The organism is Streptomyces colwelliae (assembly GCF_048158785.1).
GTDB lineage: Bacteria > Actinomycetota > Actinomycetes > Streptomycetales > Streptomycetaceae > Streptomyces.
The window spans coordinates 19,592-41,380 of sequence record NZ_JBLTJC010000008.1 but is presented as its reverse complement, the minus strand read 5'-3'; the positions used below and the strand labels follow the sequence as shown (position 1 = coordinate 41,380).

At 70.7% G+C, this 21,789-nt stretch carries 20 protein-coding genes and 2 pseudogenes; 15 read left to right on the top strand and 7 right to left on the bottom strand.

Features of this window, described 5'->3' with window-relative positions; all coding sequences use genetic code 11:
* Nucleotides 1–56 precede the first annotated feature (56 nt).
* The 4 genes from ACNFOC_RS03260 to ACNFOC_RS03245 form a co-directional block, all read right to left on the bottom strand.
* Entirely contained in the window at nucleotides 57–746 is a 690-nt protein-coding gene (locus ACNFOC_RS03260) for a response regulator (RefSeq protein ID WP_416956361.1), read from the bottom strand.
* Nucleotides 743–2,212 (bottom strand): sensor histidine kinase, encoded by a 1,470-nt coding sequence (locus ACNFOC_RS03255; RefSeq protein WP_416956359.1) that lies wholly within the window; start codon nucleotides 2,210–2,212, stop codon nucleotides 743–745. Before ACNFOC_RS03255 ends, ACNFOC_RS03260 begins: the two co-directional genes overlap by 4 nt.
* Nucleotides 2,213–2,472: 260 nt before the next feature.
* Nucleotides 2,473–3,117, bottom strand: a complete 645-nt coding sequence (locus ACNFOC_RS03250) for a response regulator (protein ID WP_416956357.1) — start codon at nucleotides 3,115–3,117, stop codon at nucleotides 2,473–2,475.
* Between the two features lie 22 nt (nucleotides 3,118–3,139).
* Complete coding sequence (locus ACNFOC_RS03245; protein WP_416956355.1) at nucleotides 3,140–4,300, bottom strand: sensor histidine kinase; 1,161 nt, start codon at nucleotides 4,298–4,300, stop codon at nucleotides 3,140–3,142.
* Nucleotides 4,301–4,478: 178 nt separating this feature from the next.
* On the opposite strand from ACNFOC_RS03245, the gene ACNFOC_RS03240 reads away from it, so the two are divergent.
* Nucleotides 4,479–4,661 carry a hypothetical protein gene (locus ACNFOC_RS03240; protein ID WP_416956353.1) on the top strand — a complete coding sequence of 61 codons (183 nt, stop codon included), beginning with the start codon at nucleotides 4,479–4,481 and terminating at the stop codon, nucleotides 4,659–4,661.
* A 45-nt stretch (nucleotides 4,662–4,706) separates the two neighbouring features.
* Nucleotides 4,707–5,474: pseudogene (locus ACNFOC_RS03235) on the top strand (cytochrome P450); the annotation flags it as partial.
* A gap of 50 nt (nucleotides 5,475–5,524) precedes the next feature.
* On the opposite strand, the gene ACNFOC_RS03230 reads toward ACNFOC_RS03235, so the two are convergent.
* Entirely contained in the window at nucleotides 5,525–6,289 is a 765-nt protein-coding gene (locus ACNFOC_RS03230; RefSeq protein WP_416956351.1) for an SDR family NAD(P)-dependent oxidoreductase, read from the bottom strand.
* Between the two features lie 362 nt (nucleotides 6,290–6,651).
* Here ACNFOC_RS03230 and ACNFOC_RS03225 point away from each other — a divergent pair, with 362 nt between their 5' ends.
* From ACNFOC_RS03225 to ACNFOC_RS03200, 6 genes are all read left to right on the top strand, one after another.
* A complete protein-coding gene (locus ACNFOC_RS03225) occupies nucleotides 6,652–7,374 on the top strand; it encodes a response regulator transcription factor (protein ID WP_416956349.1) in 723 nt (240 codons plus the stop codon).
* Nucleotides 7,375–7,741: 367 nt separating this feature from the next.
* Entirely contained in the window at nucleotides 7,742–8,983 is a 1,242-nt protein-coding gene (locus tag ACNFOC_RS03220; protein WP_416956347.1) for a cytochrome P450, read from the top strand.
* A gap of 40 nt (nucleotides 8,984–9,023) precedes the next feature.
* On the top strand, nucleotides 9,024–9,221 hold the full coding sequence (locus tag ACNFOC_RS03215) for a ferredoxin (protein WP_266879421.1): 198 nt from the start codon (nucleotides 9,024–9,026) through the stop codon (nucleotides 9,219–9,221).
* The gene (locus ACNFOC_RS03210) at nucleotides 9,218–10,393 is read left to right on the top strand and encodes an NAD(P)/FAD-dependent oxidoreductase (RefSeq protein WP_416956344.1); all 1,176 of its coding nucleotides are present in this window, start codon (nucleotides 9,218–9,220) and stop codon (nucleotides 10,391–10,393) included. Before ACNFOC_RS03215 ends, ACNFOC_RS03210 begins: the two co-directional genes overlap by 4 nt.
* Complete coding sequence (locus tag ACNFOC_RS03205) at nucleotides 10,374–11,213, top strand: SDR family oxidoreductase (RefSeq protein ID WP_416956342.1); 840 nt, start codon at nucleotides 10,374–10,376, stop codon at nucleotides 11,211–11,213. Before ACNFOC_RS03210 ends, ACNFOC_RS03205 begins: the two co-directional genes overlap by 20 nt.
* 91 nt (nucleotides 11,214–11,304) lie before the next feature.
* Nucleotides 11,305–13,086 (top strand): flavin-containing monooxygenase, encoded by a 1,782-nt coding sequence (locus ACNFOC_RS03200; RefSeq protein WP_416956340.1) that lies wholly within the window; start codon nucleotides 11,305–11,307, stop codon nucleotides 13,084–13,086.
* A 24-nt stretch (nucleotides 13,087–13,110) separates the two neighbouring features.
* Here ACNFOC_RS03200 and ACNFOC_RS03195 read toward each other — a convergent pair.
* Nucleotides 13,111–13,276, bottom strand: a pseudogene (locus tag ACNFOC_RS03195) (EamA family transporter); the annotation flags it as partial.
* Nucleotides 13,277–13,381: 105 nt separating this feature from the next.
* On the opposite strand from ACNFOC_RS03195, the gene ACNFOC_RS03190 reads away from it, so the two are divergent.
* The 7 genes from ACNFOC_RS03190 to ACNFOC_RS03160 all read left to right on the top strand — a co-directional run bounded on the left by ACNFOC_RS03190 (nucleotide 13,382) and on the right by ACNFOC_RS03160 (nucleotide 21,171).
* Nucleotides 13,382–15,301, top strand: a complete 1,920-nt coding sequence (locus tag ACNFOC_RS03190; protein ID WP_416956338.1) for a tannase/feruloyl esterase family alpha/beta hydrolase — start codon at nucleotides 13,382–13,384, stop codon at nucleotides 15,299–15,301.
* A 184-nt stretch (nucleotides 15,302–15,485) separates the two neighbouring features.
* The gene (locus tag ACNFOC_RS03185; protein ID WP_416956336.1) at nucleotides 15,486–16,136 is read left to right on the top strand and encodes a GntR family transcriptional regulator; all 651 of its coding nucleotides are present in this window, start codon (nucleotides 15,486–15,488) and stop codon (nucleotides 16,134–16,136) included.
* Between the two features lie 61 nt (nucleotides 16,137–16,197).
* Entirely contained in the window at nucleotides 16,198–16,947 is a 750-nt protein-coding gene (locus ACNFOC_RS03180; protein ID WP_416956334.1) for a PIG-L deacetylase family protein, read from the top strand.
* A 2-nt stretch (nucleotides 16,948–16,949) separates the two neighbouring features.
* Nucleotides 16,950–17,654 (top strand): 4-carboxy-4-hydroxy-2-oxoadipate aldolase/oxaloacetate decarboxylase, encoded by a 705-nt coding sequence (locus ACNFOC_RS03175; RefSeq protein WP_416956332.1) that lies wholly within the window; start codon nucleotides 16,950–16,952, stop codon nucleotides 17,652–17,654.
* The gene (locus tag ACNFOC_RS03170; protein ID WP_416956330.1) at nucleotides 17,651–18,778 is read left to right on the top strand and encodes a 4-oxalomesaconate tautomerase; all 1,128 of its coding nucleotides are present in this window, start codon (nucleotides 17,651–17,653) and stop codon (nucleotides 18,776–18,778) included. The genes ACNFOC_RS03175 and ACNFOC_RS03170 overlap by 4 nt, the downstream gene beginning before the upstream one ends.
* Entirely contained in the window at nucleotides 18,759–19,709 is a 951-nt protein-coding gene (locus ACNFOC_RS03165; RefSeq protein ID WP_416956328.1) for a catechol 2,3-dioxygenase, read from the top strand. Before ACNFOC_RS03170 ends, ACNFOC_RS03165 begins: the two co-directional genes overlap by 20 nt.
* 124 nt (nucleotides 19,710–19,833) lie before the next feature.
* Complete coding sequence (locus ACNFOC_RS03160) at nucleotides 19,834–21,171, top strand: MFS transporter (RefSeq protein WP_416956326.1); 1,338 nt, start codon at nucleotides 19,834–19,836, stop codon at nucleotides 21,169–21,171.
* Nucleotides 21,172–21,307: 136 nt separating this feature from the next.
* Here the strand turns inward: ACNFOC_RS03160 and ACNFOC_RS03155 are convergent, their stop codons facing one another.
* A complete protein-coding gene (locus ACNFOC_RS03155; RefSeq protein WP_366430722.1) occupies nucleotides 21,308–21,718 on the bottom strand; it encodes a cupin domain-containing protein in 411 nt (136 codons plus the stop codon).
* Nucleotides 21,719–21,789 lie beyond the last annotated feature (71 nt).

Below are 21,789 nucleotides of genomic sequence, written 5' to 3'. Positions count from 1 at the left end.
CGCCTGAACGGGCTCGCTGGAGGGCGCCGGTCCCCATCCTTTGAACAGCCGTCGGCTCAGAACTCGGGGACGGGCGTGGGCGGCGCCTGCACGAGCCCCGACTGGTAGGCCATCACGACGAGTTGGGCCCGGTCGCGGGCGTCCAGCTTCGTCATGGCGCGGTGCACATGCGTGCGTACGGTCAGCGGGCTGACGTACAGCTTCTCGGCGATCTCGTCGTTGGAGCGGCCTTCGGCGGCCATGGCCATGATCTCGCGCTCGCGGGCGGTGAGGGTGCCGAGTCGGCCGGGCGTGGTCAGTCGGGCGCCCTGCGCGGGGGTGGCCAGGAATCGGGTGATCAGGGTGCGGGTGGCGAGCGGGGAGAGGAGTGACTCGCCGGACGCGACCGTGCGGATGCCGGACAGCAGCGCCTCGGCGGTGACGTCCTTGCCGAGGAAGCCACTCGCGCCCGCCCGGAGTGCCTGCGCCACGTACTCGTCGACCTCGAAGGTGGTGAGGATGAGGACGCGCGTGCCGGACAGCGCCGGGTCGGCGCAGATGGCGGTCGTGGCGGTCAGGCCGTCGGTGCCGGGCATGCGGATGTCCATCAGGACCAGGTCGGGGCGGTGTTCACCGGCCAGCACGATCGCCTCGGCGCCGTCGGCCGCCTCGGCGACCACCTCCATGTCCTCGCAGGTGTCGATCAGGATCCGGAAGGTGGCCCGCAGAAGGGCCTGGTCGTCGGCGAGCAGCACGCGGATGGTCATGGGGTTCCTTCTCCCGGTTCCGGGGCGCTGGGGTACAGCGGCAGTTCGGTGGTGACTTCGAAGCCACCGTCGAGGCGGTGACCGGCACGCAGGGCGCCGCCGACCGAGTGGGCGCGCTCGCGCATGCCGATCAGTCCGAAGCCGTGGGCGGGGGCCGGGGCGGCGACTGGCATCGCGCTGGCGCCGTCGCCGTTCTCGGTACCGTGCTCTGCCTGGTGGGTGTTGTCGACGGGCCGGGCGCGCCTGCGCATCCCGTTCAGTGTGAAGCCGTGGGTGGGGGTGGGGGTTGGTGCCGTGACTGGCATCGCGCCGGCTTCGTCGCCGCCGTCGGCACGCTGTCCGGTCTGGAAGGTGCCGCCGATGGACCTGGCGCGCTCGCGTAGCCCGACCCGCCCGAAGTCTTGGCCCGGGGTTGGTGCGGCGGCAGCTACCGTGGCCGTCCCGTCGTCCGTCACGGTGATGGTCAGCCGGTCGTAGGAGTAGCGCAGCCGCACCTGTGCCGACCGGGTGCAGGCGTGCTTGCTGACGTTGGTGAGCGCTTCCTGCACGATGCGGTACGCCGTCAGGTCCACCCCGGGTGAGAGTGGATGTGGCTCGCCCTCCGTCGTGACGGTCACCGTGAGCCCCGTCGACGCGAACGCGCCGGTCAGTTCGGTGAGTTGGGCCAGTCCGGGGCTCGGGGCCAGAGGTGTGCCGGGGTCGTCAGGGCGGCGCAGCAGAGCGACCGTGGACTTCATCTCGCGCAGCGCGGAGGACGTCGTACCGGCGAGTTCCGTCAGGATCTTCCGCACCTGGCCGGGGTGCGTGGGCGCCAAGTGGGCCGCGGTACCGGCCTGGACGTGGGCCAGCGCCAGATGGTGGGCGACGACGTCGTGCAACTCCCGGGCGATACGCATCCGTTCCTCGGCCACCCGGTGCCGGGCCTTCTCCTCCCGGCTGCGCTCGGCGTACTCGGCCCGCGCCTGTACCGCCTCCAGATACGCGTCCCGCAGCCGGACCGCGTTCCCGGCGACGACCGGCAACAGCAGCCAAGCGGCCGGGCCGACCGTCCTGAACGGCCAGGGGTGATGCACCGGGTCCACCACCGTGGCGGTGGTCACCACCAGCACGACCGAGGCGAGGAGGCAACGGCGGGCGGTGCGGCGGCCGGTGAGTACGGCCAGGCGGTAGAGCGCCAGCATCAGCGGCCCCAGCATCAGCGGGGTGAGCAAGTGGCCCAGCGCGCTTGCCCCGGCGGCGGCCACCGCCGTGACCGCCACGACCGTACGGGGACGGCTTCGCTGCCAGAACAGGGCCGTACAGGCGACCGCGGCGAGCGCGATCGTGGGGGCCACCGCGTCCGGTCGGGGACCGTTGGGGACGCCCAGTTCGCTGCCGAAGAGGAACACGGCGAACAGCAGGACGGCCGACATGGTGTCGACGGTGCGGATGTGCTCGTCCGCGTAGCGCTGCCAGCTGTCGTTCATGGGTGTCTCCGGTGGGGCTCCTGGGATCATGGCCGGCGGTGCCGGAGGGGACGAACCGGCCCGGCCGACGCGGGGAGCAGCCACGAGACGGAGTGCTCCGCATCTGCTCGCGGGGATCGACCCAGCCTCGCGGACGGACCCCCACCCCGTCGTCGTACGGCTGCCGACAATCGCGGCTGCTCCCCACGCAGGTCGCCGCTACTGAGAACGCAGTACACGGCGCCGGCCGTGTCATCCCCGGGCACGACCGGCGCCGCGCGTCACACGTTCTGCAGATACGCCAGCACGGCCAGCACCCGCCGGTGCCCGCTGTCGCTGGGCGGCAGGCTCAGCTTCAGGAACACGTTGCCGATGTGTTTGCTGACCGCGCGTTCCGTGACGACCAGGGTCTTGGCGATCGTCGTGTTGTCGTGGCCCTCCGCCATCAGCTTCAGCACCTCGCGCTCGCGCGGGGTCAGCGAGTCCAGCGGTGAATTACGGCGCCGGGTGAGCAGCTCGGTCACCACCTCGGGGTCGAGCGCCGTACCGCCGGCGGCCACCCGGTCCAGCGCGTCGAGGAACTCGTCCACGCGGCCGATCCGGTCCTTGAGGAGATAGCCGACCCCGCTCGCCCCGACGCTCAACAGCTCGGCGGCGTACGACTCCTCGACGTACTGCGACAGCACCAGCACCGGCAGCCCCGGGATCCGCTCCCGTGCTTCGAGCGCGGCCCGCAGCCCCTCGTCGCGGAAGCCGGGCGGCATCCGCACGTCCAGCACGGCCACGTCCGGCCGGTGTTCGAGCAGCGCGGGCAGCACCTCGGGCCCGCTGCCCGCGACGGCCACCACCTCGTGTCCGGCGGACGTCAGCAGCAGGACCAGGCCCTCTCTGAGCAGGGCGTTGTCCTCGGCGAGCACCACTCTCACGACAGTTCCGCCTCAACTACGCTCACCAGACGCATGGCAGCTCCACTTCGATCACGGTAGGTCCCCCCACGGGGCTGGTCACAGTCACACTGCCGTCGAGCGCGGCCACCCGGCGCCGCATGCCGAGCAGCCCCGATCCGCCCGCTTCGTCGGCTCCGCCCCGCCCCTCGTCACGCACCCGGACACGCAGTCCGGTGCGGGCGCGGGCGAGGTGGACGTCGGCGCGGTCGGCGCCGCTGTACTTGGCCGCGTTGGTCAGCGACTCGGCGATCACGAAGTACGCGGCCGCCTCCACCGCCGCCGGGGCGCGCGGCCCGTCGTGTCCGTCGGTCAGCTTGTCCACGGTCACGGTGACGGAGAGCGCGCTGCTGGCGGCGAGCGCGCGCACCGCGCCGACCAGGCCGCGGTCGGTGAGGATCGGCGGATGGATCGCGCGCACCACGTGTCGCAGATCCGTCAGCGCGTCCTCGGCCAGCGTCTGCGCGTCGTCGAGCATCCTGCGCGCCGCCGCCGGGTCCTGGTCGTAGGCCCGCTTGGCGAGACCGATCCGCATGGAGAGTGAGACCAGCCGCGCCTGGGTGCCGTCGTGCAGGTCGCGTTCGATCCGGCGCAGTTCGGCTTCGTGCGCGGCGATCGCGCCCGCCCGGGTCTGCACCAACTCCTCGACCCGAACGGCCAGTTGAGCCTTCGGTGAGGGCTTGAGCAGGACGGTGGACCAGTGCGCGTCGAGATCCGCGAGCCGGCTGATGAGCGGCAGGACGACGGCCCGGCGGCGCAGCAGCCCGCACCACACCCCGTCGACGACCAGACCCAGCGGCCACAACGGCAGCATCAGCACGGGCAGCGTGCCGTAGGCGTAGTAGGCGACCATCCAGCGGAAGTCGGTCAGCGTGCCGGGGTCGCGGACCGCCGTGCGCACCCGCTGCCGCAGGGTGCCGGTCAGCGGCTGGTACGCCTCGGGGATCTTCAGGCCCGTCCACGCGCCCGTCTGCTGCCGCTTGGCCCCGGCGATCCGCCGTATCAGCAGCACCGTCTCCGGCAGCATGAACGCGCCGACCACCGTGGCCGTGAGGATCGCGGTGATCAGGAGCACGGTGATGAAGATGTAACACCCGAAGGTCATGGCGGCGGAGACGACCAGCTGGACTGTCGCCCGGGCGGCCTGCCGCACGGTTGCTCGCATGAAGATCAGGTTAGGCGCATCTGCCCGGCTCCGGGGGAGCGGACCACCCGGCACCGGTGTAGCCCGTTCCACCACGGGTCCGGGAGATCGCTCCCTCGTGGCGTCGGGCGGACGACGGAATCGTTGAGGCAACACGTCAGCCAAGATCCAAGTCTTCTCGATCCGGAGGAAACCACCCATGACGCCGCTGCTCGCGTCGAGACCCGTGCTGTGGTTCCTGTTCCTGTTCAACCTGCTCGTCGCCACGGCCGCGCCCTTCGTCGTCGACGGGGCGCAGGCCGTCCTGACCGCCGTCGGCATGGGTGCCGTCTCGATCGGCGCGGGCGTGAGCCTTTTCAGGACCCGCAGGCGGGCGGCCTGACGGTCGCCTGCCCGGCGGGGCGTGGAGTGGCCGGAACTCGACGAGGTTCCCTCGCTGGTGATCTGCGAACCGCGCGGAGTGCCGTACGGCGACCACGGCTTCTTCCAGGAGAACAGCAGCACGCTCATCAAGCGGGACCCGTCCGGCGAGGAGCGGATGGCCGCCGGCGCGCGGCTGGTCGAGTACCTCGACGGCCTGTTGGGCGCGAAGGCGGCGAGCCCCGCCCAGGACCTGCTGTCGGGGCTGGTCGCGCGGATCGAGTCGGGCGAACTGACCCGTCTGGAGGCCGCCCGCATGGGCGTGCTGCTCCTCGTGGCCGGTCATGAGACGACCGCCGACATGATCGCCCTGGGCACCCTCGCCCTCCTCGAACACCCCTACCAGCGCGCCCTGTTGCGCGAGACCGACGATCCCGAGCTGGTCGTCCCGGCGGTCGGGGAACTCCTGCGGTACCTCACCATCCCGCACAACGGACGGCGCCGAGTGGCCCTGGAAGACATCGAGTTCGCGGGCCGGACGATCCGTGCCGGCGACGGCATCATCTTGCCCCACGACATCGCGAACCGGGACCCCGACGCCTTCGCCGACCCCGACCGCCTCGACCTCACGACGCCCGAGGGCCGCCGCCACGTCGCCTTCGGCTTCGGCGTCCACCAGTGCCTGGGCCGGCCGCCGGCCCGGAGGGAACTCCAGGTCGTCCCCAGCACGTTGTACCGCCGCATCCCCACCCTCCGCAGGGCCACCGACCTCGCCCGGATCCCGTTCAAACACGACGGCTCCGTCTACGGCGTCCGCGAACTGCCCGCCGAGTGGCGACAGTCGGGCAGTCCTGACCCCACCCGAGCGGCGGCCCGGAGCGCCCGTCATACGGCGCACCTGCCGTCGTCGACGGGCAGCACGGCGCCGTTGATGTGCCGGGCGGCGTCGGAGGCAAGGAAGACGAGCGCGGCCGCCTGCTCCTCCGGGAAGGCGATCCGGTCGGAGAGCACGAGCCCGGGGCCGATCACCCCGGGGCCGTGGGCCCGCGCGTCGACGTCGTAGGTGATGCCGGTCGCGGTGGCCCCGGGGGCGATCGCGTTGGCGCGGATTCCCCGGCCCCGGTACGTCACGGCGAGGGACTTCACCAGGCCCACGATGCCGTGCTTGGCGGCGGTGCAGGCGGCGCCCGCCGCGCTGCCGCGCAGGCCGGCCTCGGCGGCGGTGAAGACGATCACGCCGCGCCCGGCGGCGAGCATGTGCGGCAGCGCGGCCCGGGTCAGCAGGAAGGGCGCCGTCAGATCGACCCGGACGACCCGCTCCCACTCGGCGTCGGTGGTGTCCGCGAGGGCCGACATCCGGTCCGTGATCCCGGCGTTGTTCACCAGCACGTCCAGTCCGCCGAACACGTCGACGGCGGTGGCGACGACCTCGTCCACCACCGCCTGCTCGCTCAGATCGCCGACGACGCGCACAGCGGAACCGCCGTCGTGCGCGATCTCCTCGACCGTCCGCTCGGCGCCCACCGGATCGAGGTCCGCCACCAGCACCTCGGCACCCGCGAGGGCGAACTGCAGGGCCGCGGCCCGCCCGATCCCGGACCCCGCGCCGGTGACGACGACACTGCGCCCTTCAAGACCGATGCCGTGCATGGCGTACTCCTTGGTTCTTCGGGTGCCTACGGCGGTCGCCCGGTGCGGCGTACCGCGTGACCTGCACGCCGGGCGCGGGGAGAGGGGTGTGTCCGCGGACCCGGCGCCGATCTGGGGGAGTGGCCGGCGGCCGGGTCCGGGACTGCGCCGACCCCCGTCCCCACGGGTTCGGCGCGGGGGCCGCCTTCCGCTCAAGGCGGCCCCGGTTCTGGTGAGCGAGGGCTCAGTCGTGCTCCTGACTCCTGTCGGCCCACCCGTACGGCGGGCTTCCTTGAGTTAGGCAAGCGTATCTGACTTACTTGAGTCAAGCAATCGAATGTATATTGCTTGAGTCAGGCAAGCAGGACGGTAGGATGGTGCCCATGTCCACGTACGGCAGCATCAGTGAGACACGATCACTCGCCCGCGGTGGCGGGCAGCATCTGCTCGTCGCCGTGGACGAGCCGGACAACGCCGAACTCCTCTCCACGACACTGGAGTTGGCGGGCTACCGGATCAGGACGGCGGGCAACGGCACCGAGGTGGTGTCGCGGCTCGCGGAGCAGCGGTTCGAACTGGTCGTCATCGACGCCGAGTTGCCCGAGATGGACGCCCTCGCGCAGGACCGCCGACTCGTCACGCACCGGCCGCCCGTCCTCCTGCTCACCGGCTGGGACGTCCTCGACAAGCTGCTGCCCGAACTGGGCGCGGGGGAGCGGGACTACGTCACCAAGCCCTTCCGGATCGCCGAAGTGCTCGCCCGTATCCAGGTGTTACTGCGCGGCCGGGGCGGCGGCCGGGACGGCGCGCTGCACTACGCCGACCTCGTCCTGGACGACACCACCTGTCAGGCGCGGCGCGGACGACGCGTCCTCGATCTCACGCCCGCGGAGTACCGGCTGCTGCGCCACCTCCTCGTCAACGCGCACAAGGTGCTGTCCAAGGAGCAGATCAGCCGCTACGTCTGGGGCGACTTCCGCGGCGACAACGCGATGGAGCAGCTCGTCTCCCGCCTCCGGCGCAAGGTGGACCAGGAAGGCGCCGCGCTCATCCATACGCGCCGGGGCTTCGGCTACTGGCTCGGGCGGGCGGCCGGCGAGGGGTGAGTGCCTGGGCGCCGCGCCGGGGGAGTTGTCAGAGATTCGCGGAGCAAATGTGTTCACCCTGTGAGATGGGGTGTGGGGCGGTGTCACGGTGACGTGGTGCCGCCCCTTTCGCGTTGCCTTCGCGGGTCGGCGGTGTCATGTCCCGGTCGGTCAACTCGCCCGTGATTCAGCTGAGTTGACCCTCGCTGACATCCCTGTCCGGTTCATGGCAACGGTGTCGACGTGTGATCTGCGCCACGTCAGGTTGTTGTCAGGAAACTGACCGGAACGAGTCAGCCCGCTCTGTTTGCATGTGCTCATCGAGGCCTCGATCCCAGTACCCCGGCGCTCCGCCCCCACGTGGAGCCCCCCACCACCGAGGAGAGACATGGCCGACACCCTGACCGACACCGCGCCCGACGCGGCAGCGGCGGTCCCCGAATACCCGATGCAGCGGGACGCGCGCTGCCCCCTCGCCCCGCCGCCCGCCGTGCACGGACTGCGCGACGGGAAACCGATCAGCCGGGTCCGCATCTGGAACGGCACCACCCCGTGGCTGATCAGCCGCCACGCCGACCAGCGCGCCCTGCTCACCGACCCCCGCGTCAGCGACGACGACCTGGAAGCCGGCTTCCCCTACGTCAACGCGCACCGTGCCGAGATCGCCCCGCACGTCCCGCGGATGATCACCAACACCGACGCGCCCGAGCACACCCGGCTGCGCCGGACGGTCAACGCGCCGTTCGTCGTCAAGCGGATAGAGGCCATGCGGGCGCCCATCCAGAAGATCGTCGACGAGCTGATCGACGACATGCTGGCCGGCCCCAACCCGGCCGACCTGCTCACCGCGCTTGCCCTGCCCGTCCCCTCGCTGGTCATCGCCGAACTGCTCGGAGTGCCGTACGAGGACCACGACTTCTTCCAGCGCAACAGCAGCATCGCGCTCGACAGCGCCGCGTCGCCCCAGGAGGCGCGGGCGGCGAGCGGCGCGCTGGCCGCCTATCTGGACAAGCTCATCGGGCTCAGGCTGGAGAGCCCGGCCGAGGGCGTGCTGTCCGAGATGGCCGGGCGCGTCAACAACGGTGAGATGACCCGCACCGAGGCCGTCCACATGGGCGTCGCCATGCTCATCGCCGGGCACGAGACCACCGCCACGATGATCAGCCTCGGCACGCTCGCCCTGCTCCAGAACCCCGACCAGCTCGCCCTGGTCCGCGACACGGACGACCCCAAGGTCATCGCCGGCGCGGTCGACGAACTGCTCCGCTACCTCACCATCGTGCAGACCGGCGTCCGCCGCGTCGCCAAGGAGGACATCGAGATCGGCGGCGTCACCATCCGCGCCGGCGAGGGCATGATCTTCGACCTGCACGCCGCGAACTGGGACCCCGAGGCCTTCCCCGAGGCCGACCGCCTCGACATCACCCGCTCCGCCCGCCAGCACCAGGGCTTCGGCTACGGCCCCCACCAGTGCCTCGGCCAGAACCTCGCCCGCCTTGAACTCCAGGTCGTCTACGGCACCCTCTACCGCCGCATCCCGACCCTCCGACTGGCCGCCCCCGTCGAGCAGTTGGCCTTCGACCGCACCGGCACGACCTACGGCGTGGCCTGCCTGCCCGTCGCCTGGTGACCACCCCCGCACGAACGAACCGAGAGCAAAGGACACAGCCATGAAGGTCGAACTCGACGAACCGAAATGCGTCGCCTCCGGGCAGTGCGTGGTCGCCGCCCCCGACGTCTTCGACCAGCGGGACGACGACGGCGTGGCGATCCTCCTGGAGGACCAGCCCGGCGCCGAACTCCTCGACGACGTACGGGAAGCCGTGGCGGTCTGCCCGGCCGCGGCCATCCGACTGGTGGAGCAGTGACACGGATCGTCGTCGTCGGAGCCTCGGCCGCCGGACTCGCGGCGGCCGAGACCCTCCGCCGCGAGGGCTACACCGGCACGCTCACCCTCGTGGGCGACGAACCGCACCCGCCCTACGACCGGCCGCCGCTGTCCAAGCAGGTCCTCGCCGCCGAGTGGGAACCCGACCGGATCGCCCTGCGCACCCAGGCCGACCTGACCGGGCACGATCTCGACCTGCGGCTCGGGGTCGCCGCGACCGGGCTCGACCTCGCCGCGCGGGAGGTGCGGCTCTCCGACGGCGCGCAGGTGTCGTACGACGGGCTGATCATCGCCACCGGGGTGCGGCCCCGGCGGCTGCCGGGCGAGGGCGCGCACGTCCTGCGCACGCTCGACGACGCGCTCACCTTGCGCGAACGGCTCGGTCCCGGGCGGAAGTTGGTGGTGGTCGGCGCCGGGTTCCTCGGCGCGGAGGCCGCCGCCGTGGCCTGGCGACTCGGTGCTGAAGTGACCCTGCTGGAACCGGCCCCCGTGCCGCTGGCGCACGCCGTCGGCGAACAGGTCGGGCAGGTGCTGGCGCAGGCGCACGTGGACCACGGCGTGAACCTGCGCACCGGCGTCTCCGTCACCGAGGTGACCGACGAGGGCGTACGGCTCGGGACCGGCGAGGAGATCGAGGCCGACGAGGTGCTCGTCGCGATCGGCTCGCTGCCGAACACCGAGTGGCTCGCCGAAAGTGGACTGTCCGTCGGTGACGGCGTGGTGTGCGACGAGTACTGCGAGGCCGCCAAGAACGTGTACGCGGCCGGTGACGTCGCCCGCTGGTACAACCCGCTCTTCGAGACGTCGATGCGGATCGAGCACCGCACCAACGCCGCCGAACAGGGCATGGCCGCCGCGCGCAACCTCCTCAACTCCGAGGCGCGCAAGGCATTCGCGCCCGTGCCCTACTTCTGGTCCGACCAGTACGACATGAAGATCCAGGCCTACGGCTATCTGCGCGGCCATGACGAAGTCGCCGTGGTGGACGGGGACTTGGCCGAGCGGCGGTTCGTGGCCGCCTATCGCACCGGCGACCGGCTCACCGGCGCCCTCGCGGTCGGCATGCCGCCCAAGGCGATCCGCGTATGGCGACAGGCCATCGTGGCAGGAGCGAGTTGGCAGGAGGCCGTCCATGGCGCAACGACCGTCTGAGGAACCCCGCGACGTCGTCGTGGTCACTGGTGCCGGGGGTATGGGGACGGCGATCGCGCGCCGGATCGGCAGCGGCCGAACCCTGTTCCTCGCCGACGCCTCACGCGGCCAACTCGACCGCACCGTGGCCGCGTTGACTGCCGAGGGCTACGCGGCGCACGGCGTCCTCACCGACATCTCCGACCGCGCGGCCGTCGACAAGCTTGCCCAGACGGCGGCCGGTGAGGGCCGGGTCGCCGCCGTGGCGCACACGGCCGGAGTCTCCGCCTCGATCGCCTCGGCGCGGACGGTCCTGGAGGTCGACCTGCTGGGCACGGTCCATGTGATCGACGCCTTCGAGGCGGTGGCAGGGCGGGGTACGGCGTTGGTCGCCGTCTCCAGCATGGCGGGGCACTATGCCTCGCTCAGCCCCGAGGACGAAGCCGCACTGGCCACGCTTCCGGCGGAGGAACTGCTCTCCCTGCCCGTCGTCACCGCCGTGGGCGACGACTCGCTGCGCGCCTACATGGTCGCCAAGCGCGCCAACCACGTGCGCGTGGAGGCCGCCGCGCTCGCCTGGAACCTGCGCGGCGCCCGCATCAACACCGTGAGCCCCGGCGTCATTTCGACCGCCATGTCGAAGGCCGAGGCCGAGTCGCCGCACGGCGGGCACATGCTCAAGATGATCGACGACTGCGGAGCGCGCCGCACCGGCACACCCGGCGAGATCGCCGACGCGGTGGCCTTCCTCACCGGCCCGCAGGCCCAGTTCATCACCGGTACGGACCTGCTCGTCGACGGCGGGCAGGCCGCCTGGGTGCGTCGGCACATGCGGCGCTGACCGTCCCGCCCCGGACGCCGGTCACCCCACGGACACCGGCGTCCGGCTCCGTCGTACCGCATCGCATCCCTCGACGACTGAGAGGACCAGCATGTCCGTCACCCCCCACACCGGCCTCGGCTTCGACCCGGAGGCGTTGCGCGCCAAGTACCGCGCCGAGCGCGACCGCCGAATCCGCCCGGACGGCAGCGCCCAATACCGGGGCGCCACCGGCGAGTTCGGCTACTACGACGACGACCCCTACGCCGACACCGGCCTCGCCCGCGACCCGCTCGACGACCGTGTCGAGGTGGCGATCGTCGGCGGTGGCTTCGGCGGGCTGCTCGCCGCCGCGCGGCTGCGCCAGGCCGGTGTCCAGGACATCCGGGTGATCGAGAAGGGCGGTGATTTCGGGGGCACTTGGTACTGGAACCGCTACCCCGGCATCCACTGCGACATCGAGTCGTACATCTACATGCCGCTGCTGGAGGAGATCGGCCACGTCCCCGGGTGGAAGTACGCGCCGGGGGAGGAGATCCGGCAGCACGCGCGCGCCATCGGGCGTCACTTCGACCTGTACCGGGACGCCTGCTTCCAGACCCAGGTCACCGAACTCACCTGGGACGAGGACGAGTTGGAGTGGCTCGTCGCCACCGACCGGGGCGACCGCATCAAGGCCCGGTACGTCGTCGTCGCACTCGGTACCCTCAGCCGGCCCAAGCTGCCCGGCATCCCCGGGATGGAGACCTTCCGCGGCCACACCTTCCACACCAGCCGCTGGGACTACGGCTACACCGGCGGCGACGCGGACGGCGGCCTGACCGGGCTCGCCGACAAGCGGGTCGGACTCATCGGCACCGGCGCGACCGCGATCCAGGTCGTGCCCCATCTCGGGCGTGACGCCCGGCAGTTGTACGTGTTCCAGCGCACCCCGTCCTCCGTCGACGTACGCGGCAACCGGCGCACCGATCCGGAGTTCGCCCGGACGCTCAGCCCCGGCTGGCAGCAGCGCCGTAGGGACAACTTCCTCGCGCACGTGGCCGGTGGGGGCGCGGCCGAGGACCTGGTCGACGACGGCTGGACCACAAGTGCCGCGCTGTTGCGGACGTTTCTGTCGGGCAGCGGTGAAGCGGACTCGGCGAGCACGGCCGAGGTCGCCGACTTCCGGAAGATGAACGAGCTGCGGGCCCGGGTGGACGCGCTCGTCGAGGATCCGGCGACCGCCGAGGCACTCAAGCCCTGGTACCGGTACATGTGCAAGAGGCCCACGTTCAGCGACAGTTACCTCCAGACCTTCAACCGGCCCAACGTCACGCTCGTCGACACGGCCGACCAGGGCGGCGTCGAGAAGGTCACCGAGAACGCGGTCGTGGTGGGCGGAGTGGAGCACGAGGTGGACTGCCTGATCTTCGCCACCGGCTTCGACCTCAGCGTCGGGTCCGCCCAGCGCATGGGCATCGACATCCGGGGGCGGGGCGGGGTGACCCTCGCGGAGAGCTGGGCGGACGGGCCGCGGACGCTGCACGGGGTGACCGTGCACGGCTTCCCGAACCTGTTCCAGTTCGGCTCGATCCAGAGCGCCTCCGCCGTGAACATGGTCCACATCCTCGACGAACGCGCCACGCACGTCGCCGGCGTCGTCACCGAGGCCCGCAAGCGCCAGGCACGGTACGTCGAGCCCACCGCCGACGCGGAGACGGCGTGGATCGCCACGATCCGCGAGAAGGCGCAGGACACCTACGCGTTCCTCGCCGAGTGCACGCCCGGCTACTACAACAACGAGGGCAAGCCGTCCGGGCGCAGCGAGTCGTACGGCGGCGGCCCCATCGAGTTCCACGCGCTGCTCAGGGAGTGGCGTGAGGACAGCGACATGGGCGACGTCCTCGCCGAGTGACAAGGGTGGGCGGGCTTCCGCCGTTCAGTCCCCAGGCGTGAGAACGCTCAGTGCGTCCGCGGCCACGACGGCACCGATGCCCGCCCACTCCACCCAGCCCAGCTCAGCCGCTGCCCCAGACCGATCCACCCGACCACGGCGGCGAGCACCGGATGACACTCATGAACAGCGCGAAGGCCGGAGCCGGCAGGCCGTGCTGGAACTGCTCACCGCGCTCTACTCCGAGGCCTGACAGACGTCACCCACTCGGCCCACGGCGGTGGCCTCCCGCCTGGGTCGACTCGACGCTGACACCATGAGCCCTGGTCATGCCCACTCGTCGAAGCGGACGAGGATCGTCATCCTGGTGGCCGTCGTCGCCGCGGCCCTCGTCACCGGCCTCGCGCTGCTGCCCGACACCTTCTCGGCGGACGCCGACGCGGGCGCGAGCGTCACGAAGGTGTCCACCAGTCCCTCCGCCGGCGGTGACGTGGGCGGGAACCTGCCGGTCACCAAGCCGAAGATCTCCTGCGCCGACCTGTTGCAGAAGGACTTCGGCGCCCTCGACGACGCGGCGACGTCCGTGGCCTCGGCGAGCGTGGTGGCCAAGGGCGACGCGAACGCGTACGAGTACTGCGACGTCAAGGGCACCGTCGCCCCGCAGATCCAGTTCGAGCTGCGGCTGCCGACGCGGACGTACCGGCAGCGCTACCTCCAGGAGGGCTGCGGCGGCTACTGCGGCATGGTCGGCGTCAGCGCCCAGCCCGCCGCCTCCACCGGCTGCGTTCCCGTCACCGACGGGTCCTTCGCCCTCGGGCAGGACAACCAGGGCCACGTCTCCACCTCCGGGACGGGCGGCGGCTCCGCCGAGGTCTGGGCGACGAACCCGCAGCTCAAGGTGGACTTCGGCTACCGCTCCGAGCACGCTTTCGCCACCGCCGCCAAGGCGATCACCAAGGCTTTCTACGGCGCCGAGCCGACGTACTCCTACTACGACGGCTGCTCGGACGGCGGGCGCGAGACGCTGATGGAGGTGCAGCGCTACCCCGGCGACTTCAGCGCCGCACTGGTCGGCGCCCCGGCCTTCAACCAGACCGCGCTCAACGCGATGCAGGAGGCCTACCTCTCGACGATCGACTTCCGCGCGGACGGCTCGACGATCCTGCCCGCCTCGAAACTCGGCATGCTGCACAAGGCCGTCCTCGCGAAGTGCGCCGACCCCAAGCTGAACAACGACCTCATCCAGGACCCGGCGACCTGCGCCTTCGACCCGGCGAGCCTCAAGTGCGCCGACAACAAGGACAGTTCGAGCTGCCTCACCACCGAGCAGATCGACGTCGTGCGGAAGGCGTACGCGGGCGTGACTGCCCCGGACGGCACCCATCTCTACACCGGCGGCCAGCCCTACGGCTCCGAGTCCGCCTGGGAGGGGCTGTTCATCCCGAAGGCCGGCCAGGGGCATAGCTCGGTGCAGCTGTACGGGATCGGGCTCGGGTTCCTGCGCTGGGTCGGGAAGTGGGAGGCCGATCCCGCGCTGAAGCTCGACGCGTCCCTGTTCACCGTGGACACCTTCACGGCCTACCAGCGGGAGGTGTCCGGGATCTACGACGCCACCGATCCCGACCTCACCAAGTTCCACCAGGCAGGCGGCAAGCTGATCCAGTGGCACGGGCTGACCGACCCCAACATCCCGCCCACCGGCACCCGGGCCTACCGCCAGGCCGTGATCGACACCATGGGGCAGGACACGGTCGACGACTTCTACCGCCTGTACCTGTTCCCCGGCGTCAACCACTGCGGCGGCGGTGACGGACCCGGCAGCTTCGACCTGCTGAGCAAGCTGATCTCCTGGCGGGAGACCGGCACGACCCCCGGCGCCGTCATCGCGTCCAGGACCAGCGGCGGCAGCCAGCCCGGGGGACCGGCCGGCGGGCAGCTCGGCGGCGACACCAAAGCCACGAATGACACCAAAGCTACGAATGACACCCAGGCTTCCGCGAGTGCCGGCAGCAGCGCGCCCACCGTCGAGTACACGCGGCCCGTCTACCCGTACCCGCAACTGGTCGCCTACGACGGCTCGGGCGACAAGAAGGACGCGGCCAACTACCGCGCCTACACCCCCGACAAGCTGCCCGACGACCACTACAAGTGGGCGGGCTCCTTCACCTCCGGCTACCAGGAGTGGTGCGGGACGGAGGACGGCAGGTCGATGAGCTGTAGCCGTCACAAGCCGTAGAAAGCCTGAGAAGGCTGTAAAAATCCGCTGTCCACTGCCCGTCCATGGCCGGTCCATGGGCGGGCAGTGGCGTGTCTGCGATACATATGGGCAGCAGCGTGCCTGCAATACGGCGGACAAAATTGTTGACAATCTTGTTTGGCTAGATTTAGGTTCGACAGGCACTCACTCAGGGAGGGCAACGATGCCGAAAGAAGCCCGTCCGAGCACCGGGGAGCAGGCCAAGCAGCATGCGCTTACGCAGCTGCGGCAGGCGATCCTGCAGGGCGACATGGCACCGGCACAGCGGTTGGTGGAGAACGAACTCGCCGAGCAGTTCGATGTGACGCGGGCCAGCATCCGGGCGGCGCTGATCGATCTGGCGGCCGAGGGACTGGTCGAGCGGATCCGCAACCGGGGTTCCCGGGTGCGGGTGGTGACCGTGGAGGAAGCGGTCGCCATCACCGAGTGCCGCAGGGTCCTGGAGGGACTGTGCGCGGCCAAGGCGGCCGTCGCGGCCAGCGACGAGCAGCTGACCGAACTGGCGGACCTGGGCCGGGCCATGACCAAGGCCGTGGCCGACGGCGAGCCGGTCACCTACTCCGAGCTCAACCACCAACTGCACGACAAGGTACGGGAGTTCTCCGGCCAGCAGACGGCTGTGACCCTGTTGGAGCGGCTCAACGCCCAACTGGTGCGTCACCGCTTCCAGTTGGCGCTGCGGCCGGGGCGTCCGCAGCAGTCCCTGAGTCAGCACCTGGCGATGATCGAGGCGATCACGGCCAGGGACCCACAGGCGGCCGAGGCGGCCGCCCGCGCCCATCTCACCAGTGTGATCGAGGCGTTGCGCGACTGACGCGCGGCGGATCGGCACACCTGGGGCGGGCGTACATCTGTCCACCAAGGAGATTCGAGTCATGACGCACGGCAACGCGCCCGCCACCCCACGATCGACACTCGTCGTCACGGCGCACGCCGGGGACTTCGTCTGGCGGGCCGGCGGAGCCATCGCCCTGGCCGCCGCCCGCGGCGAGAAGGTCACCATCGCCTGTCTGACCTTCGGCGAGCGCGGCGAGTCCGCCAAGGCCTGGCGCGAGGGCAGGAAGCTGGACGAGATCAAGGCGATCCGCCGGGACGAGGCCGAGCGTGCCGCGGCCACCCTCGGCGCCGAGGTGCGCTTCTTCGACGCGGGCGACTATCCCCTGGTCGCCACCGCCGAGCTGACCGACAGGCTCGTCGAGGTCTACCGCGCCACCCAGCCCGACGTCGTGCTCACCCACCCCACCGAGGACCCGTACAACGGCGACCATCCGGCGGCCAACCGGATGGCGCTGGAGGCCCGCGTCCTGGCGCAGGCCATCGGCTACCCCGGCGAGGGCGAGATCATCGGCGCCCCGCCCGTCTTCTACTTCGAGCCGCACCAGCCCGAGATGAGCGGCTTCAAGCCCGAGGTGCTCCTCGACATCACCGAGGTCTGGGACGCCAAGCGCAAGGCGATGGAGTGCCTCGGCGCCCAGCAGCACCTGTGGGACTACTACACCGACCTGGCCGTACGCCGAGGCGTCCAGCTCAAGCGCAACGCCGGCCCGAACCTGGGCCTGGCCCACAGGACCATGGCCGAGGCGTACATGCGCCCGTACCCGCAGATCGCGAAGGAGCTGGCATAACCATGGGCGGCGTGATCGTCACCAACCCCCCGAAGGCGGACGCGAAGGACGTCGAGGCGCTGGCCGCCTTCGGTGTGGCCACCGTCAGCGAGGCCATGGGCCGCACCGGTCTTCTGGGTCCGTCAATCCGCCCTGTCCAGCAGGGAGTCCGGGTCGCGGGCACCGCGGTCACCGTGCTCAGCTGGCCCGGCGACAACCTCATGATCCACGCGGCCGTGGAGCAGTGCGGCGAGGGCGACATCCTGGTCGTCACCACCACTTCCCCGTGCACGGACGGCCTGTTCGGCGAGCTCTTCGCCACCGCGCTCCAGAAGCGCGGGGTGCGCGGAGTCGTCCTCAACACCGGTATCCGCGACACCCAGGAACTGCGGGACATGGGCTTCGCCGCCTGGTCCCGCGCCGTCTCCTCGCAGGGCACCGTCAAGGCCACCGGCGGCTCGGTCAACGTGCCCATCGCCATCGACGGCCAGGTCGTCCGCGCCGGTGACGTGATCGTCGCCGACGACGACGGCGTGGTGGTCGTCCCGCGCGAGAAGGCCCGCGAGACCGCCGAGAGGTCGGAGGCCCGCGAGGCCAAGGAGGCCGCCACCCGCGCCGCCTTCCTGGAGGGCCAACTCGGCCTGGACCGCTACGGGTTGCGCGACACCCTCGAGCGACTCGGCGTCGAGTACCGGTCGTACGAGGAGTACACCGGAGCCGGGTCGTGACCGGGCCCTCGGAGGTGCGCTGCATGCTGATGCGGGGCGGCACCTCCAAGGGCGCCTACTTCCTGGCCGAGGACCTCCCCGCCGACCCGGCCGAGCGCGACGACCTGCTGCTGCGTGTCATGGGCAGCCCCGACCCGCGCCAGATCGACGGCCTGGGCGGCGCCCACCCGCTGACCAGCAAGGTGGCCGTGGTCTCCGCCTCGGCCGACCCCGAGGCCGACATCGACTACCTGTTCCTCCAGGTCGCCGTGGACAGCCCCGAGGTCAGCGACCGGCAGAACTGCGGCAACCTCCTCGCCGGAACAGGCCCGTTCGCCGTGGAGCGGGGGCTCGTGGCCCCCGGTGACGGTGAGACGTCCGTCCGCATCCGCATGCTCAACACCGGAGAACTGGCGATCGCGAGCTTCCCCACCCCGGGCAGGCGCGTCGACTACACCGGCACCGCGGAGATATCCGGCGTGCCCGGCACGGCGGCACCGGTGGTGATCGAATTCCCGCAGGGAGCGAACCCGTTGCTGCCGACGGGCCGGGTCCGTGACGTGATCGCCGGCACCGAGGTGACGTGCGTCGACAACGGCATGCCGGTCGTCCTGATCCCGGCCACCGCACTGGACGTCACGGGCTACGAGACGCCCACGGTCCTGGAAGAGAACGCCACTCTCGCCGCCCGCCTCCGGGAGATCCGCCTGGCCGCCGGAAAGCTGATGGGCCTCGGTGACGTCGAGCACACCACGATCCCCAAGCTCAGCCTGCTGGCACCGCCCACGGAGGGTGGCGCGGTGATGACTCGCACCTTCATCCCGGTGCGCTGCCACACCTCGATTGGCGTCCTCGGCGCCGCGAGCGTGGCGGCGGGACTCCTCGTCCCCGGCGGGGTGGGGGAGGGCATCGCCGACGTAGCCGTACAAAGTGACCGAATTCGCATCGAGCATCCCAGCGGATTCCTAGACATCGAAACTAGCGTGGACGCCGGATCCGAGGGCTCCGCTCCCGTGGTCCGCAGAACCGCGGTCGTACGCACCGCACGAAAGATCTTCGACGGCACGGTCTTCCCCCGGCCCGCCGCCTCAACTCCCGCACCCGCACGCCCCCTTGGAGGCAACGATGGCTCCGCCGCTCGGTGACATCGCCCATATCGGCCACGCCCAGCTCTTCACCCCGGACCTGGACGCCAGTGTCGCCTTCTTCACCGACTACCTCGGGCTGACCGTCAACGGCCAGGACGGCGACACCGTCTACCTGAGGACCTACGACGACTACGAGCACCACAGCCTGGTCCTCACCGCCCGCGCACAGCCCGGCCTCGGCCGGCTCGCCCTGCGCACCTCCAGCGAGGAGGCTCTCCAGCGCCGTATCAAGGCGATCGAGGAGGCGGGCGGCACCGGCAGGTGGGTCGAGGACGAACCCGGGCTCGGCAAGCTCTACGTCACCACCGACCCGGACGGCCACGACCACGCCCTGTACTGGGAGAGCGAGTACTACCAGGCCCCCGACGAGCTGAAGCCCGCCCTGAAGAACCAGCCGCAGGCCAAGCCCAACCGGGGCGTCGGCGTACGGCGGCTGGACCACATCAACTTCCTCGCCGCGGACGTGCTGTTGAGTGCCGAGTTCCAGCAACAGGTGCTGGGCGCAAGGCCGACGGAGCAGATCCAGCTCAACAGCGGCTGGATCGCGGCGCGTTGGCTGACGTACACGAACAAGTCGTACGACGTCGTCTACACCGAGGACTGGACCGGTTCGACCGGGCGGCTGCACCACATCGCCTTCGCGACCGACACCCGTGAGGACATCCTGCGCGCGGCCGATCTCGCCATCGACACCGGTGTGTTCATCGAGACGGGCCCGCACAAGCACGCCATCCAGCAGACGTTCTTCCTGTACGTCTACGAGCCCGGCGGCAACCGCATCGAGTTGTGCAACCCGCTCACCCGGCTCGTCCTGGCGCCCGACTGGCCGCTGATCACGTGGACCGAGGAGGAGCGGAAGAAGGGGCAGGCCTGGGGCCTGAAGACCATCGAGTCCTTCCACACGCACGGGACTCCACCGGTCGGCTGAGCGGCGCGCAGGGCCCACAGGAGTCACCCTCACGCGATTGTCGATGAGATTGTTGACAAAAACGTTGACTATCTGAGGGTGACTCCTTAGCGTCTGGCGCACCAAGTACGAGAGGTAACCAACGATGTCTTCCTCCCCCTCCCCGTCCCCCGCTCTGTCCGCCCGCGGCAGCCGGCTGGCCCTCCTGGTCATCGGTCTGTGCTGGGTCGCCGTCCTCTTCGACGGCCTCGACATGTTCATCTACGGCTCGGTGCTGCCCCACCTGCTGGAGACGAAGACCTTCGGTCTCACCGCGGACCAAGCCGGCGACCTCGGCAGTTACGCCACCTTCGGCATGCTGGTGGGCGCCCTCACCGCGGGCACGGTCGCGGACCGGATCGGCCGCAAGCAGCTGATGATCGGCTGCGTGACGCTCTTCTCGCTCGCCTCCGGCATCTGCGCGGTCTCGGGCAGCGTCGAGGTCTTCGGCCTCGGCCGCACCCTCGCCGGCGTCGGCCTCGGCGGTCTGCTGCCCACCGCGATCAGCATGGTCTCCGACTACGCCCCGCGCGGCCGTACCGCCCTCACCATCGGCATGCTGATGACCGCCCACCACGCGGGCGGCATCCTCTCCGCCTACGTGGCCAAGTGGCTGGTGGAACCGGTCGGCTGGCGCGCCGCCTTCTGGGTCTGCGTCCTCCCGCTGCTCTTCGTCCCGGTGCTGCTGAAGTTCCTGCCCGAGTCGCTGAGCTTCCTCGTCGCCAAGGGCCGCACCGACGAGGCCCACGCCCTCGCCGAGCGCTTCGAGGTCCAACTGCCCGCCGCGGCAGGCAAGAAGACGGCGGCCGACCGCTGGGACGCCCTCCTCGCCCTCTTCCGCGGCGGCGAATGGCTCCAGACCCTGCTGTACTGGCTGGCCTCCTTCGGCGGACTGCTCCTCGTCTACGGCGTCGCCACCTGGCTGCCCACCCTGATGCGCGCCGAGGGTTACGAGCTGGCCAACGCCCTCACCTTCGTCGTGGTGTTCAACCTCGGCGGCATCGTGGGCATGCTCGCCGCCGGCCGCGCCGCCGACCGCTTCGGCGCCCCGCGCATCTCGGCGATCTGGTTCGCGCTCACCGCCATCGGCGTCTTCCTGCTCGGTGTCCACATGAACCAGGCGGTGACGATGCTGGTCGTCTTCCTCACCGGCGTCTTCCTCAACAGCGCCCAGACGATGATCTACGCGACCGTCTCCATCCGCTCCACCCCGGACAACCGCGCCACCGCGGTCGGCTGGACCTCCGGCATGGGCCGTTTCGGCGCCGTCTTCGGCCCGTGGCTCGGCGGCCAGCTGCTCGCCTCGGGCAACGGCGACTGGGGCTTCACGTCCTTCGCCATCGCCGGTCTGTCGTCGATGGTGTTCATCGGCATCGCTGCGCTGCGCAGCTCGAAGCAGTCCGAACGGACCGGCGCGAAGCAGGAGTTGGTGGCCAGCCACTGACACAGGACACCCGTCCCAGGTGCGCGGGGACAAGGACCGGACGCCGGCCACCGCAGGAGACGCGGGGCCGGCGTCGGTCTGTCGTGACACACGAGAGCGCCCGCGTCGAGGGACGCGGGCGCTGGTGTGCCGTGGGTCAGTCCTTGCCCATCTGGTCCTCCGCCGACAGGTGTTCCACCGTCTTCCCCGTCTCGGTGAACGTCCGGGTGACGTACCCCGACGAGTACACCCACAGGATGCGCAGCGGGGTGTCGCCGATGTTCCGGAACAGGTGGGGGATCGGCGAGGGGACGTACGTGGTGTCGTACTGCTCCAGCTTCGTCACCTCGCCGTCGACCACCACTTCCGCCCGGCCCTCCAGGATCGTCACGTGCTCGTCGCAGTTGTGCGAGTGCAACGGCGCCCCGGAGCCCACCGGATACACGCTCATCCCGCTGGTGATCAGGTTCTCCCCGCCCGCCGACGGCGTCGTGACGAGAGGTGTCGTGACGACGGCACCGCCCCGGTCGAGCACGGGCACGGACGCGACCTTGATGATCGTGGTCATCCGGAGTTCCTTTCCGCTTACACGCTTCTGCGTCGCACGACGTTAGGCGCCTCGCGCGTGAATGGGTGCCC

What these genes read in the sequence shown, in the direction of transcription:
- ACNFOC_RS03260 (WP_416956361.1), bottom strand. Translation starts at nt 746, where the DNA reads ATGACCATCCGCGTGCTGCTCGCCGACGACCAGGCCCTTCTGCGGGCC.
- ACNFOC_RS03255 (WP_416956359.1), bottom strand. Translation starts at nt 2,212, where the DNA reads ATGAACGACAGCTGGCAGCGCTACGCGGACGAGCACATCCGCACCGTC.
- ACNFOC_RS03245 (WP_416956355.1), bottom strand. Translation starts at nt 4,300, where the DNA reads ATGCGAGCAACCGTGCGGCAGGCCGCCCGGGCGACAGTCCAGCTGGTC.
- ACNFOC_RS03240 (WP_416956353.1), top strand. Translation starts at nt 4,479, where the DNA reads ATGACGCCGCTGCTCGCGTCGAGACCCGTGCTGTGGTTCCTGTTCCTG.
- ACNFOC_RS03230 (WP_416956351.1), bottom strand. Translation starts at nt 6,289, where the DNA reads ATGCACGGCATCGGTCTTGAAGGGCGCAGTGTCGTCGTCACCGGCGCG.
- ACNFOC_RS03225 (WP_416956349.1), top strand. Translation starts at nt 6,652, where the DNA reads ATGTCCACGTACGGCAGCATCAGTGAGACACGATCACTCGCCCGCGGT.
- ACNFOC_RS03220 (WP_416956347.1), top strand. Translation starts at nt 7,742, where the DNA reads ATGGCCGACACCCTGACCGACACCGCGCCCGACGCGGCAGCGGCGGTC.
- ACNFOC_RS03215 (WP_266879421.1), top strand. Translation starts at nt 9,024, where the DNA reads ATGAAGGTCGAACTCGACGAACCGAAATGCGTCGCCTCCGGGCAGTGC.
- ACNFOC_RS03205 (WP_416956342.1), top strand. Translation starts at nt 10,374, where the DNA reads ATGGCGCAACGACCGTCTGAGGAACCCCGCGACGTCGTCGTGGTCACT.
- ACNFOC_RS03200 (WP_416956340.1), top strand. Translation starts at nt 11,305, where the DNA reads ATGTCCGTCACCCCCCACACCGGCCTCGGCTTCGACCCGGAGGCGTTG.
- ACNFOC_RS03190 (WP_416956338.1), top strand. Translation starts at nt 13,382, where the DNA reads ATGAGCCCTGGTCATGCCCACTCGTCGAAGCGGACGAGGATCGTCATC.
- ACNFOC_RS03185 (WP_416956336.1), top strand. Translation starts at nt 15,486, where the DNA reads ATGCCGAAAGAAGCCCGTCCGAGCACCGGGGAGCAGGCCAAGCAGCAT.
- ACNFOC_RS03180 (WP_416956334.1), top strand. Translation starts at nt 16,198, where the DNA reads ATGACGCACGGCAACGCGCCCGCCACCCCACGATCGACACTCGTCGTC.
- ACNFOC_RS03175 (WP_416956332.1), top strand. Translation starts at nt 16,950, where the DNA reads ATGGGCGGCGTGATCGTCACCAACCCCCCGAAGGCGGACGCGAAGGAC.
- ACNFOC_RS03165 (WP_416956328.1), top strand. Translation starts at nt 18,759, where the DNA reads ATGGCTCCGCCGCTCGGTGACATCGCCCATATCGGCCACGCCCAGCTC.
- ACNFOC_RS03160 (WP_416956326.1), top strand. Translation starts at nt 19,834, where the DNA reads ATGTCTTCCTCCCCCTCCCCGTCCCCCGCTCTGTCCGCCCGCGGCAGC.
- ACNFOC_RS03155 (WP_366430722.1), bottom strand. Translation starts at nt 21,718, where the DNA reads ATGACCACGATCATCAAGGTCGCGTCCGTGCCCGTGCTCGACCGGGGC.